The 22,757-nt window shown below is 39.5% G+C and carries 19 protein-coding genes and 1 pseudogene; 4 read left to right on the top strand and 16 right to left on the bottom strand.

What is annotated here, in order from left to right:
- Positions 1 to 63 precede the first annotated feature (63 nt).
- The 9 genes from CH76_RS00875 to CH76_RS00835 form a co-directional block, all read right to left on the bottom strand.
- Entirely contained in the window at positions 64 to 1,026 is a 963-nt protein-coding gene (locus CH76_RS00875) for an ABC transporter permease (protein WP_036141551.1), read from the bottom strand.
- Position 1,027: 1 nt separating this feature from the next.
- Entirely contained in the window at positions 1,028 to 2,074 is a 1,047-nt protein-coding gene (locus tag CH76_RS00870; RefSeq protein WP_036141550.1) for an ABC transporter permease, read from the bottom strand.
- Positions 2,074 to 3,600: an ABC transporter ATP-binding protein gene (locus tag CH76_RS00865; RefSeq protein WP_036141548.1), complete on the bottom strand. Its 1,527-nt coding sequence runs from the start codon at positions 3,598 to 3,600 to the stop codon at positions 2,074 to 2,076. The genes CH76_RS00870 and CH76_RS00865 overlap by 1 nt, the downstream gene beginning before the upstream one ends.
- A 268-nt stretch (positions 3,601 to 3,868) precedes the next feature.
- Entirely contained in the window at positions 3,869 to 4,975 is a 1,107-nt protein-coding gene (locus CH76_RS00860; RefSeq protein ID WP_036141546.1) for a BMP family protein, read from the bottom strand.
- 39 nt (positions 4,976 to 5,014) lie between these two features.
- Positions 5,015 to 5,743, bottom strand: coding sequence for a GntR family transcriptional regulator (locus CH76_RS00855; RefSeq protein ID WP_036141544.1), 729 nt, complete (start codon positions 5,741 to 5,743; stop codon positions 5,015 to 5,017).
- A 497-nt stretch (positions 5,744 to 6,240) separates the two neighbouring features.
- The gene (locus CH76_RS00850; RefSeq protein ID WP_036141542.1) at positions 6,241 to 8,514 is read right to left on the bottom strand and encodes a DNA translocase FtsK; all 2,274 of its coding nucleotides are present in this window, start codon (positions 8,512 to 8,514) and stop codon (positions 6,241 to 6,243) included.
- A 65-nt stretch (positions 8,515 to 8,579) separates the two neighbouring features.
- The gene (locus tag CH76_RS00845; protein ID WP_036141540.1) at positions 8,580 to 10,247 is read right to left on the bottom strand and encodes a ribonuclease J; all 1,668 of its coding nucleotides are present in this window, start codon (positions 10,245 to 10,247) and stop codon (positions 8,580 to 8,582) included.
- 168 nt (positions 10,248 to 10,415) lie between these two features.
- The gene (gene dapA, locus CH76_RS00840; protein WP_036141537.1) at positions 10,416 to 11,309 is read right to left on the bottom strand and encodes a 4-hydroxy-tetrahydrodipicolinate synthase; all 894 of its coding nucleotides are present in this window, start codon (positions 11,307 to 11,309) and stop codon (positions 10,416 to 10,418) included.
- A 20-nt stretch (positions 11,310 to 11,329) separates the two neighbouring features.
- The gene (locus tag CH76_RS00835; RefSeq protein ID WP_036141534.1) at positions 11,330 to 12,367 is read right to left on the bottom strand and encodes an aspartate-semialdehyde dehydrogenase; all 1,038 of its coding nucleotides are present in this window, start codon (positions 12,365 to 12,367) and stop codon (positions 11,330 to 11,332) included.
- A gap of 225 nt (positions 12,368 to 12,592) precedes the next feature.
- Between CH76_RS00835 and CH76_RS00830 the strand changes: the two genes are divergently transcribed.
- The 4 genes from CH76_RS00830 to CH76_RS00815 are packed head-to-tail and all read left to right on the top strand — an operon-like array spanning position 12,593 to position 15,009.
- Positions 12,593 to 12,973: a GntR family transcriptional regulator gene (locus CH76_RS00830; RefSeq protein ID WP_036141532.1), complete on the top strand. Its 381-nt coding sequence runs from the start codon at positions 12,593 to 12,595 to the stop codon at positions 12,971 to 12,973.
- Positions 12,970 to 13,815 carry an ATP-binding cassette domain-containing protein gene (locus CH76_RS00825; RefSeq protein ID WP_036141530.1) on the top strand — a complete coding sequence of 282 codons (846 nt, stop codon included), beginning with the start codon at positions 12,970 to 12,972 and terminating at the stop codon, positions 13,813 to 13,815. The genes CH76_RS00830 and CH76_RS00825 overlap by 4 nt, the downstream gene beginning before the upstream one ends.
- Positions 13,812 to 14,429: an ABC-2 transporter permease gene (locus CH76_RS00820; RefSeq protein WP_036141528.1), complete on the top strand. Its 618-nt coding sequence runs from the start codon at positions 13,812 to 13,814 to the stop codon at positions 14,427 to 14,429. Before CH76_RS00825 ends, CH76_RS00820 begins: the two co-directional genes overlap by 4 nt.
- Positions 14,430 to 14,433: 4 nt before the next feature.
- Positions 14,434 to 15,009, top strand: a complete 576-nt coding sequence (locus CH76_RS00815) for a hypothetical protein (RefSeq protein WP_036141525.1) — start codon at positions 14,434 to 14,436, stop codon at positions 15,007 to 15,009.
- Positions 15,010 to 15,044: 35 nt separating this feature from the next.
- Here CH76_RS00815 and CH76_RS00810 read toward each other — a convergent pair whose 3' ends face one another.
- The 7 genes and pseudogenes from CH76_RS00810 to rbfA form a co-directional block, all read right to left on the bottom strand.
- A complete protein-coding gene (locus CH76_RS00810) occupies positions 15,045 to 16,433 on the bottom strand; it encodes a methyl-accepting chemotaxis protein (RefSeq protein WP_152553264.1) in 1,389 nt (462 codons plus the stop codon).
- A 127-nt stretch (positions 16,434 to 16,560) separates the two neighbouring features.
- Positions 16,561 to 17,781 (bottom strand): pitrilysin family protein, encoded by a 1,221-nt coding sequence (locus CH76_RS00805; protein WP_036141519.1) that lies wholly within the window; start codon positions 17,779 to 17,781, stop codon positions 16,561 to 16,563.
- A 60-nt stretch (positions 17,782 to 17,841) separates the two neighbouring features.
- Positions 17,842 to 19,953 (bottom strand): polyribonucleotide nucleotidyltransferase, encoded by a 2,112-nt coding sequence (gene pnp, locus CH76_RS00800; RefSeq protein WP_036141517.1) that lies wholly within the window; start codon positions 19,951 to 19,953, stop codon positions 17,842 to 17,844.
- A 137-nt stretch (positions 19,954 to 20,090) separates the two neighbouring features.
- Positions 20,091 to 20,360 (bottom strand): 30S ribosomal protein S15, encoded by a 270-nt coding sequence (gene rpsO, locus CH76_RS00795; RefSeq protein ID WP_036141513.1) that lies wholly within the window; start codon positions 20,358 to 20,360, stop codon positions 20,091 to 20,093.
- A 136-nt stretch (positions 20,361 to 20,496) separates the two neighbouring features.
- Positions 20,497 to 21,434: pseudogene (locus tag CH76_RS00790) on the bottom strand (bifunctional riboflavin kinase/FAD synthetase).
- Positions 21,435 to 21,453: 19 nt separating this feature from the next.
- Positions 21,454 to 22,362, bottom strand: a complete 909-nt coding sequence (gene truB, locus CH76_RS00785) for a tRNA pseudouridine(55) synthase TruB (RefSeq protein WP_036141511.1) — start codon at positions 22,360 to 22,362, stop codon at positions 21,454 to 21,456.
- Between the two features lie 48 nt (positions 22,363 to 22,410).
- Positions 22,411 to 22,755: a 30S ribosome-binding factor RbfA gene (rbfA, locus tag CH76_RS00780; RefSeq protein ID WP_036141508.1), complete on the bottom strand. Its 345-nt coding sequence runs from the start codon at positions 22,753 to 22,755 to the stop codon at positions 22,411 to 22,413.
- Positions 22,756 to 22,757: the final 2 nt, after the last annotated feature.

The raw sequence follows: 22,757 nt of genomic DNA, 5'->3' as shown, positions 1-22,757 counted from the left end.
TATACATCTGAATGCACAAAAAAAGAAGGAAGAGCAACGTTTTTGTGCGCTTCCTTCTTGATTTTAACGTTTACCTTTAATATAAGGCTGACCATTTGCTTTTGGCGCTGTTGCTTTACCAATAAATCCTGCTAACGCGAGAATTGTTAAAACATACGGTAAGATTTGTAGGTATACGGCTGGTACTTCTTGAATATATGGAATGGTACTGCCGACAATGCTTAACGTTTGAGCTAAACCAAAGAATAGCGCTGCGCCCATTGCACCAACAGGATGCCATTTACCAAAAATCATAGCAGCTAATGCCATGAAACCTTGACCAACAATAGTTGAGTGAGAGAAATCATGTGTAATGGTTTGTGCATAAAACGCACCACCAAGACCCGCTAGCGCACCTGAAATAAGTACAGCGATATAACGCATACGATTTACTTTAACACCCATAGTATCTGCTGCCATTGGATGTTCCCCTACTGCACGCAAACGTAAACCAAATGGTGTTTTAAATAATACAAACCAAGCTACGCCTACTAACACAAAGGCTAAAATAGATGGCCCGTACACTTCATGGAAAAATAATCGACCAATGAAAGGGATATCCTCTAATACTGGGATACCAAAACGGCTAAAAGGTTGGTCAATAATATCCGTTTGACCACGGCCATCAAACATTAAACGTACAAGAAATAGTGAAGCAGATAAACCTAATAGGTTAATGGCTACCCCCGACACAACTTGGTCAGCTCGGAACGAAATAGCTGCTACTGCATGGATGATAGAAAATAACATACAAGCTACTAATGCCGCTAACATTGATAACCAAGGCGTCGCTGCACCAAACTCACTTGAATACGTTAAGTTAACGTAAATCCCCACAAAAGCACCGAAGACCATTAAACCTTCTAACCCAATATTTACAACACCTGAGCGCTCCGAGAACACGCCACCAATGGCTGTAAAAATTAAAGGCGTTGCATATAAAATAGCCGAAGGGACGATTATATATAACACATCAAGAAAACTCATGTTATTTCGCCTCCTTTTTCTTCATAAGCTTTTCAATACCTAAACGAATCACGTAGCCAGATGCTACAAATAATACAATTACTGCAATAATAATAGAGACAATTTCCTCTGGTACGCCTGCTGCATTTGGCATGTTAAGTGCACCGTATTTTAGTGAACCAAATAGTGAAGCACCAAAGACAATACCAAGTGGTGTATTTGCCCCAAGTAAAGCTACTGCGATACCATCAAAGCCGATACCTGTAAAGGCTGCCATTGAAGACATACGTCCAAAGGTACCGAGCGCCTCCATTGCACCACCAAGACCTGCAAACATACCTGAAATCGTCATAGCTAAAATAATATTTTTATTAACGCTCATACCCGCATATTGCGCGGCATTTTGGTTAAAACCAACAGCTTTTAGTTCATAACCCGTTGTTGTTTTTTCTAGCATAAACCACATTACAAATACCATTAGCATCGCTACAATAATACCGTAATGTAGGCTTGAGTAATCTGTAATATTCGTTAAAAACTCTGAACGCAATGATGCCGTCTCATGGATCTTAGGTGTTTTAAAACCACCATCTGATACGGATTTAATTAACGCATTCACGACATATAGAGCTGTGTAGTTTAACATAATCGTTACGATTACCTCATGAACATGGAACTTTGCCTTTAAGAAGCCCGCAATAAATGCCCAGAATCCGCCTGCAATAGCTGCTGCAAGTAGCGCTAACGGTAAGTGAATAACCATTGGTAACTCAAATGAATAACCTACCCAAGTTGCCGCAAACCAACCTACAATAAGTTGACCTTCTACACCAATATTAAATAGCCCTGTACGGAAAGCAAAGGCTACTGCCAGACCTGCTAAAATATACGGAGTAATTTGACGGATGGTATTACCAATGGAATATACATCACCAAAAATCCCTAGCCATAATGCCTTGTAACCCTCGATTGGGTCATAGCCTGATACCACCATAATGATAGCACCTACAATTAAACCTAAAATAATTGAAATAATAGGAACGAGAATATTAACTAAGCGATTTGACATTAGTTCGTCGCCCCCTTCTTACTATGACCTGCCATTAGCAAGCCTAACTCTTGTTCAGACGTTTGTTTTGGATTTAATTCATCCACAATCGTGCCGTCATAAATTACCGCAATTCGGTCAGATACATTCATGACCTCATCTAACTCAAATGAAATTAATAATACAGCTTTACCTTTATCACGTTGCTCAATCAAACGGGAGTGAATGAACTCAATTGCGCCCACATCTAGCCCACGCGTTGGTAATGCGGCAATTAATAAATCTGGGTTACGATCAATTTCGCGTCCAATAATCGCTTTTTGCTGGTTACCACCTGACAGTGCACGTGCTGGCGTATTTTCGCCGTTACCTGTACGCACATCATACTCTTCAATGATTTGATTAGCTTTTTTGGATACTTGCTTATAATCCATAATGCCTTTTGTAGAGATTGGTTTTTGGTAATACGTTTGCAATACAATGTTGTGACCAATGGTAAAGTCCAACACAAGCCCATGCTTATGGCGATCTTGTGGAATATGTCCAATGCCCGCCTCTGTAATTTTACGTGGCTTGAAGTTTGTTATTTTTTTACTATTAAGTGTAATTTCGCCTGACTTTACTTTAGCAAGACCTGTAATGGCTTCGATTAATTCCGTTTGACCATTACCATCAATACCAGCAATACCTACAATTTCGCCTGCGCGAACATTGAGATTTAAGCCCTTCACCTTATCAATATTTCGGTAATCACTCACTACTAAATCTTTAACATCTAAAATAACTTCACCAGGTGTAGCATCAGTTTTAACCGTTGTAAACTCAACTTGACGACCTACCATTAACTCGGCAAGTTCAGCTGGGCTTGTCTCAGCCGTAACGACCGTACCAATACCTTTACCTTTGCGGATAACTGTAACGCGATCCGATACTTCCATAATTTCTTTTAGCTTATGCGTAATTAAGACAATTGATTTACCTTCTGCAATAAGACGTTTCATAATTTGCATAAGCTCTGTAATCTCTTGTGGTGTTAACGAAGCTGTTGGTTCATCAAAAATTAAAATTTCAGCACCACGGTAAAGTGTCTTTAAAATTTCGACACGTTGTTGCATCCCTACCGTAATATCCTCAATTTTTGCATATGGATCAACATCTAGACCATATTTTTCAGATAATGCTTGAATTTCTTTTGCTGCTTGCTTCTTTTTGATGTAGCCAAATGTTGTCGGCTCTGACCCCAAAATAATATTTTCTGTAACTGTAAAATTTTCGACTAGCATGAAATGCTGATGCACCATACCAATCCCTAATCCATTTGCTACATTAGGGTCAGTAATTTTTACTGTCTTACCCTTTACACGAATTTCTCCGCCTTCTGGCTGATACAGACCGAAAAGAACGTTCATTAACGTTGACTTCCCTGCACCATTCTCACCCAGTAACGCGTGAATTTCGCCTTTTTTTAGTTGGAGAGTAATATTATCATTTGCTACAAAGCCTCCGAATTCCTTACGTATGCCGAGCATCTCAATAACATATTCCAAACCAATCACTCCCTTAGGCTATTTATATAAAGTTTTTTGATATTAATCTATAAAAATTAATACACGAAAACCACTAAAGTAGTAGGCGCTTCGGCTTCATTGTTTATTAACGTTATAGCCAAATCCTACCTTGTACACGCTTTCACCTCGCGCAAAAAAGGCCCCGCATTAGTCGACGCTTTAGATTAGCTTTCATGTAGTAATTTTATAACGAAAAACATCATAGCGCTCACATCACAATGAACGCTATGATGAATAGAATTACATATTATTTTTTATCTTTTGCTGTTACATCAGCAGGTACTTCGATTTCGCCGTTCGCAATTTTTTCTGCATATTCTGCGATAATTTTATCAATGTCTTCTGGAATCGCACCGCGTGAATCTGCTAATTTAACACCGTCTTCTTTAAGACCGTAAATTAACGTTTCGCCACCTGGGAATTCGCCCTCTTTACCTTGATTAGCTAAATCCACAACTGCTTTATCTACACTTTTTAGCATAGATGTTAGGGTAACGTTTGTTTTGTCATCAATTTTACCCTCTTCGTATTGGTCAGCATCTACGCCGATTACCCATACATCTGCATTAGGGTCTTTTTTCTTACGTTCTTTCGCTTCAGAGAATACACCATTACCTGTACCACCAGCTGCGTGGAAAATTACATCTACGCCTGAAGAATACATGCTATTTGCTGTTAGTTTACCTAAATCAGCTTTATCAAACGCACCTGTGTATTTGATTTGCACTTCGATATCAGGGTTAACAGCTTTAGCGCCTGCAACGTAACCTGCGTGGAAACGGTTGATTACAGGGATATCCATACCACCAACAAAGCCGATTTTACCTGATTTAGACATTTTAGCTGCTGCAACACCTGCAAGGAATGAACCCTCTTGTTCTTTGAAAAGAACATTTACTACGTTGTCGCCTTCTGCTTCAGCATCGATTTGTACGAAGTGTGACTCTGGGTTTTGTGCAGCAAGATCTGTTAATGCATCAGCCATAATGAAGCCTACACCGAAAATTAAATCGAAATCACGACGAACTAATTTATTTAAGTTAGGCTCGAAATCTGCCTCACCTTTAGATTGTAGGTAATCAAAACCGCCATCGCCTTTAGTTAGGCCGTTTGCTTTACCAAACTCTTGGATACCTTCCCAAGCTGATTGGTTAAATGATTTATCATCAATACCGCCAACGTCAGTTACCATTGCGATTGAGAAGTTATCATCCGCTGTTTCAGTTGTTTCTGCGCCTTTTGCTGGCTCGTCTTTACCTTTGTCCTCTTCTTTATCTTTAGCGCCACAAGCACCTAAGATTGCACCGGCTGCTACTACAGAAGTTAATGCTAAACCAAATTTACGTTTGTTCATTTGAATGAACCCCCTATTATTTTATAATTAGCAGAATCGTTACACGCGTTTTCGAACGACATGGAAGCTGAATTTATCAGCTCTAAAATAGTTTTTTGATAGCAACACTAGCTGGTCGTTCTCATCATAGTGATGCTGTTTTAGTACAAGCAATGCTGTTTCTGGCCCACACCGTAAAATTGGTGAGGCTTCTTCATGGTAACCTACTGGGTCAATATACGTTACAGCATAGGCTACACGTATTGCGCCTGATTGCTCAAGTGCTGAAAACAAAGAAGTTTCTTTATTTTCGACGAAGTCCTTTGGTAAATAGCTTGCTGGTAATTTATCAATACAATAAACTACAGGCTCATCATTTGCTGTACGTACACGCTCTAATGTGAGAAGCTGACTATCCTCTGCACAGCCAAAGCGCTCTATTTCCTGTTCAGTTGGCTCACTCTCCTCGGCACGAAGTAACATTGTGCCAGGCGTCATATTAACCGCTTCAATCATGGATGAAATACTCGATAGTTGTTCAATCCCGGAAGTGAAAAGTGGTTTAGGATTTACAAAAGTACCCACACCATGACGTCGCACAATAATATTATCCTCTTCGAGCAGACGGAGCGCTTCACGTAAAGTTGCGCGGCTTACGCCTAATGACTTTGAAAGCTCAAACTCTGACGGCAACTTTTCATTTTCTTTAAAAACCCCGGCATCAATATCTGATTTTAAACGATCAATAACTTGAAGATATAAATGTCGGTGGTCTGTTCGAATTGTCAATTCACTCACCACCTTTTAAAGTCAGACATCTGATGTACAACAATCCCACTAATCGTTCATAATATAACATTTTTAACATCTGAAATAAACGCTTTTACAAAAAAAATGATTTATTGTGACCACATTTCGGCTTTTTCTTGACCTTTACTGCCATTACTTCTGAGCTACCCCGCTAGGTATTTTTCCACTACTGCCTCAAAAAGTAAATTCATACAATGTAATCCGCTATATTTTAATTATATAAATATAATTATTAACGTTATAGCACACGACATACAACTACCTATTATTAGGTTAATCTACTGACATAAATTGCGTTTTTCACCATATAAAACGGATGAAAAACACTTCCATTTAATTTATATCGTTAAATAACTTGTACTTCACGTTCACATAGCTAGGCTTTATTCATTAATTTTAATTTACAAAAATTATTTCACCATTATTTCTTACATCACTTGTCCTACAACACTATTTTTAGGCAAGTCGCATTTGCATTAATCCACCAGCACTTCACGCCCACGACTACCACGGGGTGGCCCTACAACACCATGTTCCTCTAATTGGTCCATAATACGCGCTGCACGCGCATAGCCAATGCTAAAGCGACGTTGTAACATTGAAGTAGAAGCATTTTTAGACTCAATAACGAGTTGTACTGCTTGCTCATACAGTTCGTCTACATCCTCAGCTACTGCTTCCTCCTCATCTGTAGGGATCATTTTCTCTTCGTATTGTGCTTGTTGCTGACTAATGACATGATGCACAATACTTTCGACCTCTTGATCAGATAAAAATGCACCTTGAATACGTGTTGGCTTAGACGCGCCTGATGGTAAAAATAACATATCACCACGACCTAATAGACGCTCTGCACCCCCACCATCTAAAATTGTGCGTGAATCTACTGCAGATGATACAGCAAAGGCAATACGTGAAGGAATATTTGCTTTAATTACGCCTGTAATCACGTCTACAGATGGACGTTGTGTAGCAATAATTAAATGGATACCAGCCGCACGCGCCATTTGTGCCAAGCGCATAATCGCATCCTCAACTTCTTTAGAGGCAACCATCATTAAATCCGCAAGCTCATCTACGATTACTACAATAAATGGAATGCGTTGTAATGTGGGGCCGTCGTCCTCTGGCACATAACTATCTACATACTTATTATAGCCTTCCATATTACGCGTATTAGTATGAGCAAATAAATCATAACGACGCTCCATCTCATCCACTACCTTTTTTAAGGCTTGTGCGGCTTTACGCGCATCTGTGACAACAGGTGCTAATAAATGAGGGATACCATTGTAAATGTTTAACTCCACCATTTTAGGATCAATCATCATCATCTTAACCTCATGTGGAGCGGTACGCATTAAGATGGATGTAATAATACCGTTAATACATACGCTTTTACCACTACCTGTAGAGCCTGCCACAAGTAAGTGAGGCATTTTATTTAACTCTGCTGTAATCGCTGCTCCTGTAATGTCACGCCCTAATGCGACTAATAACTTTTTATCAAGGTTACTTTCTGTACCTTGCAAAACCTCTCTAAGTGTAACCATCGCCACATCTTTATTTGGTACCTCAATACCAATCGCAGACTTACCTGGAATAGGTGCTTCCATACGGATATCCTTTGCAGCTAATGCTAATGCTAAATCATCTTGCAAGCTTACAATTTTACTTACCTTGACTCCTGTTGCAGGTAGCACTTCATACTTAGTTACAGCTGGCCCTAAGTGTACTTCAGTTACCGTAGCTGAAACACCAAAGCTTGCGAGCGTTTGCTCTAGCTTTTTCGCATTTTCTTGAAGACTATCATAATCGCTACTTTGATCATGCTGTGCAGGCATTTGTAAAAGCTGCATAGAAGGTAGTACATAGTTTTCGTTTTCTGTTGTCATAGTAGGCAATACAATTTCTTCTGTCACAGCTACCTCAGGCTCAATGTTTTTCGTGAAGTCTGAGATAATTGGTGCACTTGTGTTTTTAGGTGCTTCGTCCTTTTTGGGTTGAGGCTCAGCCTCTTTAGGTACTGCTACAGGCTCTGTCTTACCGCGTTTTTTACGTGTGGACGTTGCCTCCTGCTGTACTTTTTCCTTTTTTGGTAAAGTCAAAAGGATATTTTTGGATTTTTCGATTAATAAAGGAATTAAGGCTTTACCTGTTAATACGAGTATACCAACAATAAGTAGTACCCACGCGATTAATTTAGCGCCTAATGTATCAAAAAGTACGTGGAGCACGCCAAATAATACCGCTCCGACCATACCTCCGCCTAACGCACCACTTCGCAGCACTACACCTTGCTTATCAATTAAAGCGCGCCATGTTTCTCGTATTACAGAGTCTGACAAAGCATTTGGCACATCAATAAATTGACTATAAAAAATGCTGTGACTCCAAATTAAAAAACTAGCTGTAATTAGGCCAATACCAAGTAAGGCTGGTGTTTTCCACTGCACACGCTGTTGCTTAACCATTAATAAAAATGCCATTACTAACAAGGCAATAGGTATCATTAAATTCATATTTCCGAGTAAAAATAAGCCAATCGTTTTAAAAAAGCGACCGACAATACCAAGTTCAAAAAAGCCAATAATTGCTGCCGTAATACAAATAAGACCTGCAATTTCATATGCAATTACCTGCCAAATTCCCTGCCACTTACTCGGTGTTGGTGTTGGCTTAGGTTTAGCAGGTGCTTTTTTTACAGGTTTTTTTGGCGCTGGCTTTTTAGGGCGACTTGCTTGTGCCACTGTATTCACTTCCTTTATTTAAAAAAGGACTTTCAGCCAAATGGCAGAAAATCCTTTTTCATTTATTAATATTCCATAATGATTGGGATAATCATTGGACGTCGTTTTGTTTTTTGGAATAAGTATGAGTTTAATGAATCACGAATTTCTTGCTTAATATTCGTCCATTCAAATGTTTCCTTACCTACATATTTATCAATAACATTACGTGCAATCTTCGCTGACTCTTCCATTAACTCTTCAGATTCGCGAACATACACAAAGCCACGTGATAAAATCTCTGGTCCTGATGCAATCGTTTTTTGACCGCGGTTTAGTGTAACAACTACAATGAAAATACCATCTTGTGATAATAGTTTACGGTCACGTAATACAATATTACCTACGTCTCCTACACCAATACCATCAATAAGAACATTGCCTGCTGGTACACGACCACTCATACGCATACGACCTGATTTATACTCCACAATATCCCCTTTATCAGCAATAAAGATATGGTTTTGTGGAATACCAACTTGATGGGCAAGCTTCGTATGACCAATTAGCATACGGTACTCACCTTGTACAGGCATAAAGTATTTTGGACGCATTAGGTTAAGCATTAATTTTAAATCTTCTTGGCTTGCGTGACTTGATACATGAACATTTTTACTTGCTGTCATAATTGTTGCGCCAGCTTTTGCAAGTAGGTTCATTGTGTTAGACATTTGTACTTCCATCGCTGGTGATGGTGTGAATGTAAATAGTACAGTGTCACCTTCAGTGATTTTAATATCGCGGTGATGTTTACGCACTAATTTTTCAAGTGCATCAAGTGGTTCACCTTGGTTACCTGTTACTAAGATAATAATTTCGTTGTTATCGTATTTTGCAATGTCGCCAACTGCAATCATTGTTTCTTCATCTGTTTTTAAATAGCCAAGCTGTAAACCAAGGTTTACTGAACGTTCTAGGCTCTTACCTACTAGCGCTACTTTACGTCCTGCTTTTTGTGCTTGTGTTAACACTTGCTGAATACGGCTAAAGTTTGAAGCATATACAGCAATTAAAATGCGTCCTTCAGCACCATGGAATGTTTTAGCTAATTGTGTTTCGATAACAAGCTCTGACGTTGTATGACCTGGTCGATCCGCTTCGACAGATTCAGACATTAATAAAAATACGCCTTCTTCGCCTACTTGCGCCATTTTGCCAAGGTCAGGTCGGAACTTGCCCTTTGCTGATTGGTCAAACTTAAAGTCGCCTGTATACACAATTGCACCCTCAGATGTATGGAACACAATCGCTAATGAATCTGGCACACTATGTGTTGTATGGAAGAACGTTACGTACGTTGAATTAAAATTCATACGGCTACGGTTTGTTACTTCAAAGAACTTCACTTGGTGCGGCGCTGGTAACTCTTTTAAGCGCTCTTTCACTAAAGCTAACGTTAATTTAGAACCATATACTGGTGCTTTAATTTTTTGAATGACATAGGCAATTGAACCAATTGCTGACTCATGTCCGTGTGTTAGGAAAATCCCTTTTACACGCTCTTTATTTTCTACTAAATACGTAATATCCGGAATAACGATGTCAATGCCTAGCATTTCGTCCTGCGGGAACATAAGCCCACTGTCACAAACAAAGATTTCGTCATCAATTTCTACTACGTACATTGCTTTACCGATTTCGCCTACGCCACCTAGTGGGATAACGCGAATCACTTCATTTTTCTTTTTTGTCACTTACTTTTCCTCCTAAAAAATATCCCGTACAGCAACCACTTATTTGTATTATACGGTTTCATTGCTAATTGCACAAACAAAATTACACGGTATGCGCTTTATTTTGCGCTTGCTTAAGCGAATTTACATAAAAAAGCTCCTCAGTAAAATTTACCGAGGAGTTATGCGTTAGTTAAAATTTTTAGCTTTAGCTTGGTACGTATCCCAAACATTATCAAAGTTCGCTTTTTCTTCGTCTGTCATCTCAACCATTGGTAGGCGTACATTTAATGTATCAAAGCCTAATTTTGTCATGGCATACTTTACAGGTGAAGGGTTAGGCTGTGCAAAAAGAGCACGAATTAATGGTAGCATCGCACGGTGAATATAAGCTGCATCCTCATGACGTGCCTCATCAAATGCTGTAAACATTTTTTGCATATCATTACCAATCACGTGCGCCGCTACAGAAATCACACCATTACCGCCTACAGCCCATAGTGGTAGCGCTAAACCATCATCACCACTATAAACGTAAAAATCATCTGCTACATGGTCGATGATTTCGGCCATTTGATCTAGGTTACCACTTGCTTCTTTAATGATTTGGATATTAGGAATTTTACTTAAAGCAATTGTTGTTTTTGCTTCAACATTAATACCTGTACGCCCTGGAATGTTATACAGCATAACAGGTAGCTTTGTTTCTTGCGCAATTACTTCAAAGTGTTTATAAATACCAAGTTGATTTGGCTTATTATAATACGGTGCTACAAGCATAATACCATCTGCACCATTCTTCTCAGCTGCATGCGTCATATCAATTGAGTACTTTGTTTCGTTATCGCCTGTACCTGCAAACACTGGTACACGCCCTGCTACCTTTTCTACTGTAAAACGAACAACCTCAAGCTTTTCTTCTGTAGTTAGCGTTGGGTTTTCTGCTGTTGTCCCACTCGCTACGATACAGTCCGTACCATTGTCAATTAAGTGATTAATAATGCGTTCTAGCTCCTCATAGTTAACAGCGCCATCATCTTTAAACGGTGTAATCATCGCCGTTGCAATTCGACCAATATTCATTACTCCCACACCCCTAATTTTTATAGTAAGTTATCTTCTAACATTGCCTCAGCAATTTGGATTGAGTTAAGTGCAGCACCTTTAAGTAAGTTATCTGCCACAATCCATAAGTGCCAACCACGTTTGTTGGACAAGTCTTGACGGATACGACCAACATACACAGGATCCTCGCCTTCTGCAAAAATTGGCATTGGATAGCCTTGCGCTGTAATATCATCCTGTAGTACTAAGCCTGGTGCTGTGCGTAGTGCTTCAAACACCTGCTCTTTTGTTGCTTCTTGCTCAAGCTCGATATAAACCGACTCTGAGTGACCAGTCACAACAGGTACACGCACGCAAGTTGCTGCCACATGCAAATCAGGCATGCTCATAATCTTTTTCGTTTCATTAATCATTTTCATTTCTTCTTTAGTAAAGCCGTTTTCTTCAAACACATCAATTTGCGGAATAACGTTGCGCGCGATTGGGAAATGCTTTTTATCACCCTTTACAGGTAATACGCTTGCCTCAACATCCTTGCCTTTCTCCCACTCACTGCTTTGCTGTTTAAGCTCGTTAATTGCCGCAATACCTGAGCCAGACACCGCTTGATACGTTGACACAATCACAGCTGTAAGGCCGTAAGTTGCGCGCAGTGGCTGTAATGCCGCTACCATTTGAATTGTTGAACAGTTTGGATTGGCAATAATACCATTATGCTCTTTTAATGCACCACGGTTTACCTCTGGCACCACAAGTGGCACATTAGTAGCCATACGGAAGTGGCTCGTATTATCAATCACTACGGCTCCGCGCTTTGCCGCTTCCTCTGCTAAGGCCTCAGATACTGAGCCACCTGCACTAAAGAATGCCACATCTACGCCTTCAAACGCTTCAGGTTTTGCTTCTTCAATCGTATGTGTTTCGCCATTAAACTCAATCGGTTTACCCGCTGAACGCGCTGACGCTAAAAATTTAATCGATTTTACTGGGAAGTTGCGTGATACTAAACGCTCCATAATTGTTGAGCCAACTGCTCCTGTAGCGCCTACAATCGCTACTGCTACTTGCTTTGTCATTATTCATCTCTCCTCAAAACTGTAGTACATAATGAGAGTTATTGTAACATATTTACACGCTTCACGGGCTGTTATTATTGAATTGTTTGAAAATTTGTTGCAATAGCGCGCTAAATTATTATTTTTAGAGCGTACAGCTGTATTTTAGGAAAGAACAAAAGGTAGTTGACACCTTCCCCTCCACTGTATATACTGTGCCTATACAGTTATAGGAGTGATGTACAGTTGAACATCCAACTTTCTAATACGGATGGCCGCCCTATTTATGAACAAGTGACCATTCAAATTAAACAAGCTATTTTAGCAAATGAACTAAAATCTGGAGATGCACTGCCTTCTATCCGTATGCTCGCTAAAGATTTAAAAATTAGCGTTATGACAACAAAGCGTGCTTATGCAGATTTAGAGCGTGATGGTTTTATCGAAACTTTTGCTGGTAAAGGCAGTTTTGTCGCAGCACGTAATACGACATTTATTAGGGAGGAGCATTTACGACAAATGGAGGAACACCTGCTCACTGCTATTGATTTAGCAAAACTAACTAATCTGACCAAAGACGATGTAATAGCATTGATTAACGAACTTTATGAGGAGGATGCAACATGAATGTAGTTGTATGCAACAAAGTTACACGCCTATTTGATACCTTTACACTTAGTTATGTTGACTTAGCGCTACCTGAAGGCGTTATTATGGGGCTCATTGGTGAAAACGGTGCAGGCAAAACCTCACTTATTAAATGCCTGTTAAATCTTTATCACCTTAATCACGGTGAAATCAAACTATTTGGGGAACCTCACAATATAAATGAAGCGGCACTGAAACAACGAATTGGCGTAGTATTTGATGACCTTCACTTGCCACCAAACTTTACAACTAAGCATGCCAATCAATTTTATAAATTAACATATACCAATTGGGACGAAACATATTTTTTTACGCTAGTAAAACAATTAAATTTACCCACCCAACAAAAAGTCAGTAAGTTTTCACGTGGTATGCGTATGAAGCTAGCGATTGCACTCGCTCTTGCAGCGCATCCTAAATTATTAATTTTAGATGAGCCAACGAGTGGGCTTGATCCTATTATGCGTGACGAAATACTTGATTTACTCGTGCAGTTTATGGACGAAGATGCTACACGTTCCATTTTATTTTCGAGTCATATTACAACGGATTTAGATAAAATTGCAGATATGATTACCTTTATCCATAAAGGACGCATACGTTTTACAATGATAAAGGATGATTTATTTTATAATCATGGACGATTTAGCGGTAGTGAGGAAGCCTTTTTAGCTATACCTGAGGATGCGGTGATTAGCTCCCGCAAAACATCAATAGGTGTAGAAGCATTAGTTTTACGAGACAAAGTGAATACAGCATTTGCGTTACATACACCTACTATTGAAGATATTATGTTGTTTTATGCCAGAGGTGACAAATGAGAGCTATTTTTTATCGTGACCTTGTATTTTTTAACGCACAAAAAGTAGCTTTGTTAGTTGGGCTACTCTTATTTACCTTTTGGAGTCTCTTTACACAACAAGGCGTTTTTACGTTAAGTTTGTTTATTGGCTTTGTTACGATACAAATCGTCGCTATTATCCAAGAAGATGTAGTTAGCGGCTATAACGAACTCGTTTATGCCACAATCGGCGCAAAACCTTATATTGTAAGTAAGTACATAGGCAGTGTAATTGCAGCTAGCAGTGCTACGCTCCTATTACTACCTATTCTTCTACTTGTTATCCTACTAACAAAGCAAAGCCTAAGCTTGCTCGTTTTTAGCCTTCTTTTAAGTTGGTGCTTCACATTTTTTATACTTAGCTTCGCCTTACCACTTTACTTATTTGTGTCGACTAATTTAAGTAAGGTTGTGTTTTTAACTCTCTTTGTCGCACCACTTTTACTAGTAGCAGTAACAAATATCAAACGTGAAATGTCAGCAGAACAAATTATGATTAAGCTACTTCCTTACTCAGCTACTATGATAGTTATTATGGTAGTGTTTTACAGTGTCTCACTACTATTTTCTTTGTATTATAGTAAAAGGAGTTGAATCCATGCGTGCGTTATTATATGAAGAACTCTCTATGAATCGCTGGCGCTATGCCGTACTGATTTTATTATTATGGGTAGTAGCACCTCACACACCTATGTTTTCAGTACAACCATTTGAGTTTGATCGATTTATTATTTGGATCGTTATACTCGCTCTCGCCGATTTTGGCGGTTGGTCGCCACAGTTTTTATATTACCAAGCGATGCCTATCAGTAAATTAAGTATTGTGCGCACTGCTTTTATAAAAGAGCTAATTTATACACTTATTTTCACGCTTCCTTTTGTTTGGATAATTGGTATCACGCATCTTGCTGCGTATCGTTACGAACTGTTGGCGATTTTTAGTATCATGCTTTTTGCTCGCAGTAGTCTGGCCTATTACCACGCAACATTTAAAAAGGTAACTACTTTAGATATTTCTGCATTTTCACTACAGGTAATTGCCTACTTCCTACTACTCCTTATTAGTATGAAATTAAGTATTTTGCTATTGCTAGGCAGTTTGGTCAAATTCATTTACTTTTACCACAAAGCAAATCAGCAAATTTATTATAACGAATTTCAATATTCAGCATAAAAAGAGCAAGGGCGCTAAAAAACGCCCTTGCTCTTTTATGTCGTACGCTGTAATGCTTGAAGACTCGTAAATACTTGTTCATTGCTATCAATCGCAACATCAAGTGTCGCTGTTACTTGTTGAATAGAAGCACTAGATTGCTCACTCACTGCCGCAAGCTCACCACTTGCTCTACCTATCGTTTGCACTGTTGCTTGAATATCTTGTACAAGCGTTGCACTCTCACTCGCTAACTGCATAAAAGTTTCGACAGCTGTACCAAGTGTGCCGAATGAAGTATGCGAGCGCTCTGTCATTTGGTAGCTCTTTTGCATACGTGCTGCGACATGACTCATACGCTCCTGCATACGATTATTTTGTTGTGCTAGTTCCTCAATTTGGTCTGTAATTTTTTCGGCTGACTGTGTTGTAATCTCTGACAACTTACGTATTTCACTTGCTACTACGGCAAACCCTTTACCATGATCACCCGCGCGCGCCGCTTCGATGGATGCATTAAGCGATAGTAAATTGGTTTGATCAGCAATTTCTTTAATCGTATCACTAAACTCTGTAGTGGCATTAAGCTTAGTAATTAACTCACTTAAGTTTTGTGCCATACCATCAATCTCCGTGCGGAAAGCAGAGATGGTTTCCATTAGCTCTGTACTTTCTTGCTCACCTTGTGTAGACAAAGTTGCCGCATCCGTTGCGCCACCTTCTAGTGTTTGGAGAGTTTCTGTTAATGTAGTAACTTTATCCGTAGTGGTATGTAATGCTTCATTAATGTCCTGCGTTTCGGTACTTTGCACAGTTACACCATCTGCAATCTCCTGAAACACAGCACTCATTTCACGTAAAGACGCTTGATTTTGTGAGCCATGTGCACTTACTTCTGCAATCTGTACGCGAATGGCTTCATTTAATTGCTCTAATGCAAGTTTTTGTTCATTTTGTGTTGCTACAAGACCTTGCATCTCTTGCTGAGACGTTTCGATTTGCTTCGTATAAAAAGCAGATACATACAGTAAACCGTATAAAATCACAGCTATAATTACGTAGTATAAAAGATATGTAAAAACATCATCACTTGCTACAATCACCGTATCCGTCTGCCCAAATAAAATATAAAGCAGCAAGCCAAAGCCATACACTAATGTACCCAGCGTCAGCGCACGGTTCATATATAATGTTGCCAGTAACGCTACATATAAAAGTCCAAGTACATTACTAATTGTTGGCATGGTAAATACACTAAATGTAGTTAATACAAGTGCTGTACCAACCGTTAAATATTGCAACTGAAAAATATAGCGCTTTGTATAATGAAAATATAGCGCAATGCCTGTCGAAATCGTAAGTAGTACCGTTACTATTATGGTTTGTAGCGGCGAACTTGCTGTAAAGGTGCTTAGCATAGTAAGCAAGGTAATAAATAAAATCACCTTGACTACAATGCCATTCTACGAATCATATCCTGTGTTTTAATAGAAGCCAATGTAACCAACCTCTTTCCTCATTGTTACATTTAGTATACTATTTATAAGCACATTTTACTATTTAATAAAAATTTTATCCCTTGTTTTTTACCATTTTTGCCACTGATGGTAATTGAGTAAGCATCGCTTTAGCTACTTCATTCACTTGTTCAGTTGTAATACCTTTGAGGCGTAATAATACTTCATCCACATCATAATGTGGCAAATGATTTAAATAAATCTCACCATTGCGCTGCATATGTGCCTCTGCACTTTCTAAGTTAAGGACAAAGCTACCTTGTAAATGCATTTTAGCACGCGCTACCTCGTCCTCTGTTACACCATTCGTAGCTATATCTTGGAGTACATCCTCAATAACACGCATTACTTCAGCTAATTGATGATGTTGCGTGGCACAATAAACAGTCCATACGCCACTATCATAATACGTTGAGCTATACGAATATATCGTATACGCTAACCCGCGTTCCTCACGCACTTGTTGAAATAGACGGGATGAGGTAATGCCGCCAATAATCGTATCTAATACCGTAAGACAGGCACTATTTTTCGCAGAGCGTGGTAAGGACGGGTAAGCAATCATTAACTGTGCCTGCTCCACATCTTTCGTTAACGTTAATGTTGTTGGTACCATGCGTGGTACTTCACTTGTTATACTTTTCGCTTGAGCAGTAAAAGTGCCAAATTTTTCTTCGATTAAGGCAATGAGCTTAGCACTACTATTACCTGCAATAGAGACAACGATATTTTCAGGTAAATAATGCGCAGCCATATACGCACGTATCATTTGCTTAGTAAAGGTCGCTAGTGTTTCCTTTGTTCCTAAAATTGGAGCTCCCATCGCCTGCTCAGGAAATAGCGCGCGCCAAAAGTGATCTGCTACAAACTCGTCAGGTGTATCATCATCCATCGCCATTTCTTCATAAATTACCTGCTTCTCTTTTTCAATCGCAACTTCATCAAAAGTCGAATTAAAAAACATATCAGCTAATACATCAATCGCTAGCTCTGCATGTTCATCAAGCACCGTAGCATGGTAGCACGTATTATCTCGTGCCGTAAAGGCGTTTAAATCTCCGCCTACAAGGTCAAAAATCTCCGCAATATCTTTAGCGCTGCGTGTTGCTGTACCTTTAAATAACATATGCTCAATAAAATGCGTGATCCCATTTTCAGCTGGTGTTTCATAGCGTGAGCCTGCGCGCACCCAAATACCAATGGCAACAGCTCGGGTTGTTGGCATGCGCTCTTCTACGATACGGACACCATTTTTACATCTATACTCTTTAACCAAATAAATCCTTCTTTCCTTACAAAAAAGGCGTTAGGCACGTGACCTAACACCTTGTTGTATTTATTTTTGTTCTTCGCGTTCTTTCTCTTCTTTAATGACAGCTTTACGTGATAAGTTAACGCGACCTTGGCGGTCAATTTCAATTACTTTCACCATTAGCTCGTCACCCATTTTTAATACGTCTTCTACTTCTTTCGTACGTTCCTCTTGGATTTCCGAAATGTGTAGTAAGCCATCTTTACCTGGGAAGATTTCGCAGAATGCACCGAATTTTTCGATACGCTTAACAGTTGCTAAGTAGTACTCGCCTGCTTTAGCTTCGCGTACGATATTTTCGATGATTTCTTTTGCACGTGCGTTCATTTCTTCATCAGAAGAAGCGATGTAAATTGTACCATCTTGTTCTGTATCAATTTTTACGCCAGTTTCTTCAATGATTTTATTGATTTGTTTACCACCTGGTCCAATAACATCACGGATTTTATCTGGGTTAATTTTAACAATAACAATTTTTGGTGCGTATTTAGAAAGCTTCTCGCGTGTTGCTGGTAATGTTGTAAGCATTGATTCTAAAATATGCATACGTCCAATTTTAGCTTGTGCTAGTGCTTCTTCTAAAATATTGCGTGATAGGCCATCAATTTTAATGTCCATTTGAAGTGCAGTAATACCTTTTTCAGTACCTGCTACTTTAAAGTCCATATCACCAAGGAAGTCTTCCATACCTTGGATGTCTGTTAAGATTGAATAGTTATCCGCTTGCTTGATAAGACCCATTGCGATACCTGCTACTGGCGCTTTAAGTGGTACACCTGCATCCATCATCGCTAATGTTGACGCACAAATTGATGCTTGTGAAGAAGAACCGTTTGATTCTAATACTTCAGATACACAGCGAATTGTGTATGGGAATGCATCTTCATCTGGAATAACAGCTACTAATGCGCGCTCACCTAATGCACCGTGACCAATTTCACGACGACCTGGCCCACGGATTGGACCTGTTTCACCAACAGAGAATTGTGGGAAGTTGTAATGGTGCATAAAGCGTTTTGATTCTTCTACGCCTAAGCCATCAATAATTTGTACGTCGCCTAATGCGCCTAATGTACAAATTGATAATGCCTGTGTTTGTCCACGCGTAAATAATGCCGAACCATGCGTACGGTCAAGTAATGTTGTTTCAGAAGCTAATGGACGGATTTCGTCTAGTTTACGACCATCTGGACGCACTTTATCTTCTGTAATTAAACGACGTACTTCTTCTTTTACCATTTTATCTAAAATGCCATGTACATGCTTCATTGTAGCGTCGTCTGCTTCTTCAGCTTCAAACACTTCAACTACACTTGCTTTTACAGCACTGATGTTTTGTTCACGCTCTTGCTTATCTACCGTTTGGATAGCTTTGTTCATGTCAGCTTCGCACATTTCTTTTACGCGCGCTGTAATAGCTTCATCAAGTTCGAATAATGTTACTTCGATTTTTTCTTTGCCTACTTCAGCAATGATTTGTTCTTGAATAGCAATTAGTTTTTGAATTTCACTATGACCAAACATGATAGCTTCTAACATTGTTTCTTCTGGTACTTCAAGCGCGCCAGCTTCAACCATGTTAATTGCATCTTTGTTACCTGCAACTGTTAAAGCAATTGTGCTTTCAGCCGTTTGCTCAGTTGTTGGGTTAATAATAAACTCATTATTTACATAACCAACCTGTACACCAGCGATTGGTGCTTCAAACGGAATGTCTGATACGCCAAGTGCTAATGAAGAACCTAGCATTGCTGCTACGTCTGCTGGGCAGTCAGGATCGTTTGACATTACGATAGAAATAACTTGTACTTCATTACGGAAACCATCTGGGAACATCGGGCGAATTGGGCGGTCAATTAAACGGCTTGTTAACACCGCATGCTCGGAAGGACGACCTTCACGCTTAATGAAACCTCCTGGAATTTTACCCGCTGCGTATAAACGCTCTTCGTAGTTAACTGTTAATGGGAAGAAATCTAATGGCTTTGGTGATTTTGACATTGTTGCTGTTGCTAACACTGCTGTTTCACCATAGCGTACTAATACAGCACCATTGGCTTGTTTCGCTAGTTGTCCTACCTCAATAGTAAGTGGACGACCAGCCCATTCGTAAGAATAGACTTTTTTCTCGTTCATTCAATGAACCCCTTTCTTTACTGCACACCTTTTTACAGATATGTATGTAGTTTATCAAAATTCATGCATCTATGCTGAAATATAATTCAAACCATAAAGAAAAAGCGGGATTACTCCCGCTTTTTTCAGTTCGTCGATTAGCGACGTAAACCTAAACGATTGATTAGTTCACGGTAACGTTGAACGTCATTTTCACGTAGGTAACGTAGTAAGTGACGACGACGACCTACCATTTTGAAAAGACCACGCTCAGAGTGGAAGTCTTTTTTATGTGTACGTAAGTGTCCGCTTAATGCGTTGATTTCTGCTGTTAATACAGCTACTTGTACTTCTGGTGAACCAGTGTCGCTTTCGTGAGTACGGAACTCAGCGATGATTTCGTTTTTACGTTCTTGTGTAATTGCCATGTTAGTTGGCCTCCTAATTATAAAGTATCCCCTGTAGCACAGTATACGTTGGAGAATCGTGATACCGAGCTGAGGTTAAGCACTATGTGCACTTATGAATACTATCATATTTTATATAGCGCCGCAAGCGTAAACCTTAGTTTTGAAAATAGCGAATCGTTGCTTCCTTATCATTAGCAATTTGCGCTTTTAAAGAAGCAATGCCATCAAATTTTTGTTCACTACGAATACGCTTATACCATGCGACTTGTACTTCTTCACCGTAAATATTTTTGTCAAAATCTAAAATATGCACCTCTACGGTTAAGTTTTTATTATTATCTTTAAATGTTGGCACATAGCCGACGTTGCATACGCCGTCATGCCACGCATCTTGCACTAAAATACGTACGGCATAAACCCCTGTTGCAGGGATAAATGAACCTCTGCTGTTTGTACATTAGCTGTCGGGAAACCAATTTGACGCCCACGCTTATCCCCTTGAATGACGATGCCATCCACAGTAAATGGTCGCCCTAATAGCGTAAGTGCAGCCTCCATATCGCCATCCTCTAATGTACGTCGGATGCGTGTTGAGCTTACTTTATCCTCAGCCACTGTGTGCTTGTCAACAACCGTCACCTCATAGTCACCGTTGCTAAGCGCAGCCATATCTGTCATTTTGCCTGCACCTTTGCAACCAAACGAAAAATCAAAGCCCGCTGTAACGTGGCGCACATTCATATCACGAATAAAGGTTTGTAAAAAATCCGCTGGTGAAAGTTTGGCAAAGTCTGAAGTAAATTGTACAAGAAATACTGTTTCGACACCAAGTGCCTCTAATAAGCGTAATTTTTCAGGCAGTAGTGTAATATAAAAAACATTTTCACTGCGTCCACCTAAAACGATAGAAGGATGAGGATCAAATGTCATCACTGCTGGCGTTAAGTTTTTTTCATTTGCGGTGGCAACTGCCTGTTTAATTACTGCTTGATGTCCTAAATGCACACCATCAAAAAAGCCCAGCGCTAATGAATAAGCCTCGGTTTTGCTTGTCATTAATTGATATGGATATTTTAAATGTACTACATTCATAAACTAAAAGCCTCCTAAATTAAACGGGAAACATTTTGTCTGGCTTCATTAAACCCTCTTTTGTTGGATGAGCATAATAAATCGCACGTGCCAACCCGTCTACTCCAAATACAATTTTATCATGTTTATTTAATAATGCGTGTTTTGGTAGCACTTGTCCATTTAAAATTTTAACGCGTTCTTCCTCGTCTGTCATTTCGATCAATGGATAGTCCGTTAATGCCCATTCTACAGGAAGTAGTGCTGTTTGTAATTGTGATTGCTCTTTTAATTGTTGTAAGTCACCTAACGTAAAGCACTGCTCTTTCGTAAACGTACCTGAGCAAGTGCGTACGAGCGACTGCATATGTGCAGGATAGCCAAGCTTCTCCCCGATTTGTACAGCGAGTGTACGGATATATGTCCCCTTACCACAACTTATACGTAACGGGAAGGTAACAACCTCACCTTCATAACTCACAGCTTCATCTAATAATGTTAGCTCATGGATACTCACAATGCGCGTTGGGCGCTCTACTTCAATCCCTTTACGTGCATACTCATACAAACGCTTACCATTAACCTTAACTGCCGAAAACATCGGAGGCGTTTGTTCAATATCTCCCGTTAATTGTTCTAGCACCTCAAGTAATGCTTCACGTGTAATAGTTTTATGACTACTATCCTCTGCAACTACTTCACCTTCTGCATCTTCAGTGGTCGTTGATGTACCAATCGCAATAACAGCCTCGTAAGTTTTACCGCTGTCTGTAATATATTCTGCAATACGTGTAGCTGTACCAACACAAATCGGTAATACACCCTCTACAGCAGGATCAAGTGTCCCTGTATGACCAACTTTTTTAGTTCCTAAAATTTTTCGTAGCTTAAAAACACAATCATGCGAAGTCATACCGCGCTCTTTCCATAATGGTAAAATCCCATTCATCTATTTTCCTCCTTAAAAAAAGGGTCTGCATCAGCAGACCCTTTTGTGTTAGTTATCTTCATGTAATTGACGTAGCAATGTATCGATACGATTACCATACTCAACAGAACTGTCAAACTCAAAGAAAATTTCTGGCGTACGGCGTAAACGAATTCGTTTACCAATTTCCGAACGAATAAAGCCAGATGCACGTACAAGTGCCTCTAATGTTTCTTCACGTTCGCGTTCATTGCCAAGTGAAGTAATATATACGGTAGCTTGCTGTAAATCGCCTGTTACCTCTACATCAGTTACAGTTACGAAGCCGACGCGTGGGTCTTTAATTTTTCTAGTAATTAATTCGCCAAGCTCTTTTTTCATTTGTTCGGCTACACGATTTGAACGTAATGTCATGG

The organism is Lysinibacillus sp. BF-4 (assembly GCF_000743635.1).
Lineage (GTDB): Bacteria > Bacillota > Bacilli > Bacillales_A > Planococcaceae > Metalysinibacillus > Metalysinibacillus saudimassiliensis.
Note: the sequence above shows the minus strand (reverse complement) of the source record. Positions and strands in the feature narration are given on the sequence as shown.

Excerpts from the sequence above, each read along its gene's own strand:
- CH76_RS00815 (WP_036141525.1), top strand. The coding sequence starts at position 14,434 with ATGCGTGCGTTATTATATGAAGAACTCTCTATGAATCGCTGGCGCTAT.
- truB (WP_036141511.1), bottom strand. The coding sequence starts at position 22,362 with ATGAATGGGATTTTACCATTATGGAAAGAGCGCGGTATGACTTCGCAT.
- CH76_RS00820 (WP_036141528.1), top strand. The coding sequence starts at position 13,812 with ATGAGAGCTATTTTTTATCGTGACCTTGTATTTTTTAACGCACAAAAA.
- CH76_RS00860 (WP_036141546.1), bottom strand. The coding sequence starts at position 4,975 with ATGAACAAACGTAAATTTGGTTTAGCATTAACTTCTGTAGTAGCAGCC.
- CH76_RS00870 (WP_036141550.1), bottom strand. The coding sequence starts at position 2,074 with ATGTCAAATCGCTTAGTTAATATTCTCGTTCCTATTATTTCAATTATT.
- rbfA (WP_036141508.1), bottom strand. The coding sequence starts at position 22,755 with ATGACATTACGTTCAAATCGTGTAGCCGAACAAATGAAAAAAGAGCTT.
- dapA (WP_036141537.1), bottom strand. The coding sequence starts at position 11,309 with ATGAATATTGGTCGAATTGCAACGGCGATGATTACACCGTTTAAAGAT.
- rpsO (WP_036141513.1), bottom strand. The coding sequence starts at position 20,360 with ATGGCAATTACACAAGAACGTAAAAACGAAATCATCGCTGAGTTCCGT.
- CH76_RS00875 (WP_036141551.1), bottom strand. The coding sequence starts at position 1,026 with ATGAGTTTTCTTGATGTGTTATATATAATCGTCCCTTCGGCTATTTTA.
- CH76_RS00825 (WP_036141530.1), top strand. The coding sequence starts at position 12,970 with ATGAATGTAGTTGTATGCAACAAAGTTACACGCCTATTTGATACCTTT.
- pnp (WP_036141517.1), bottom strand. The coding sequence starts at position 19,953 with ATGAACGAGAAAAAAGTCTATTCTTACGAATGGGCTGGTCGTCCACTT.
- CH76_RS00835 (WP_036141534.1), bottom strand. The coding sequence starts at position 12,367 with ATGACAAAGCAAGTAGCAGTAGCGATTGTAGGCGCTACAGGAGCAGTT.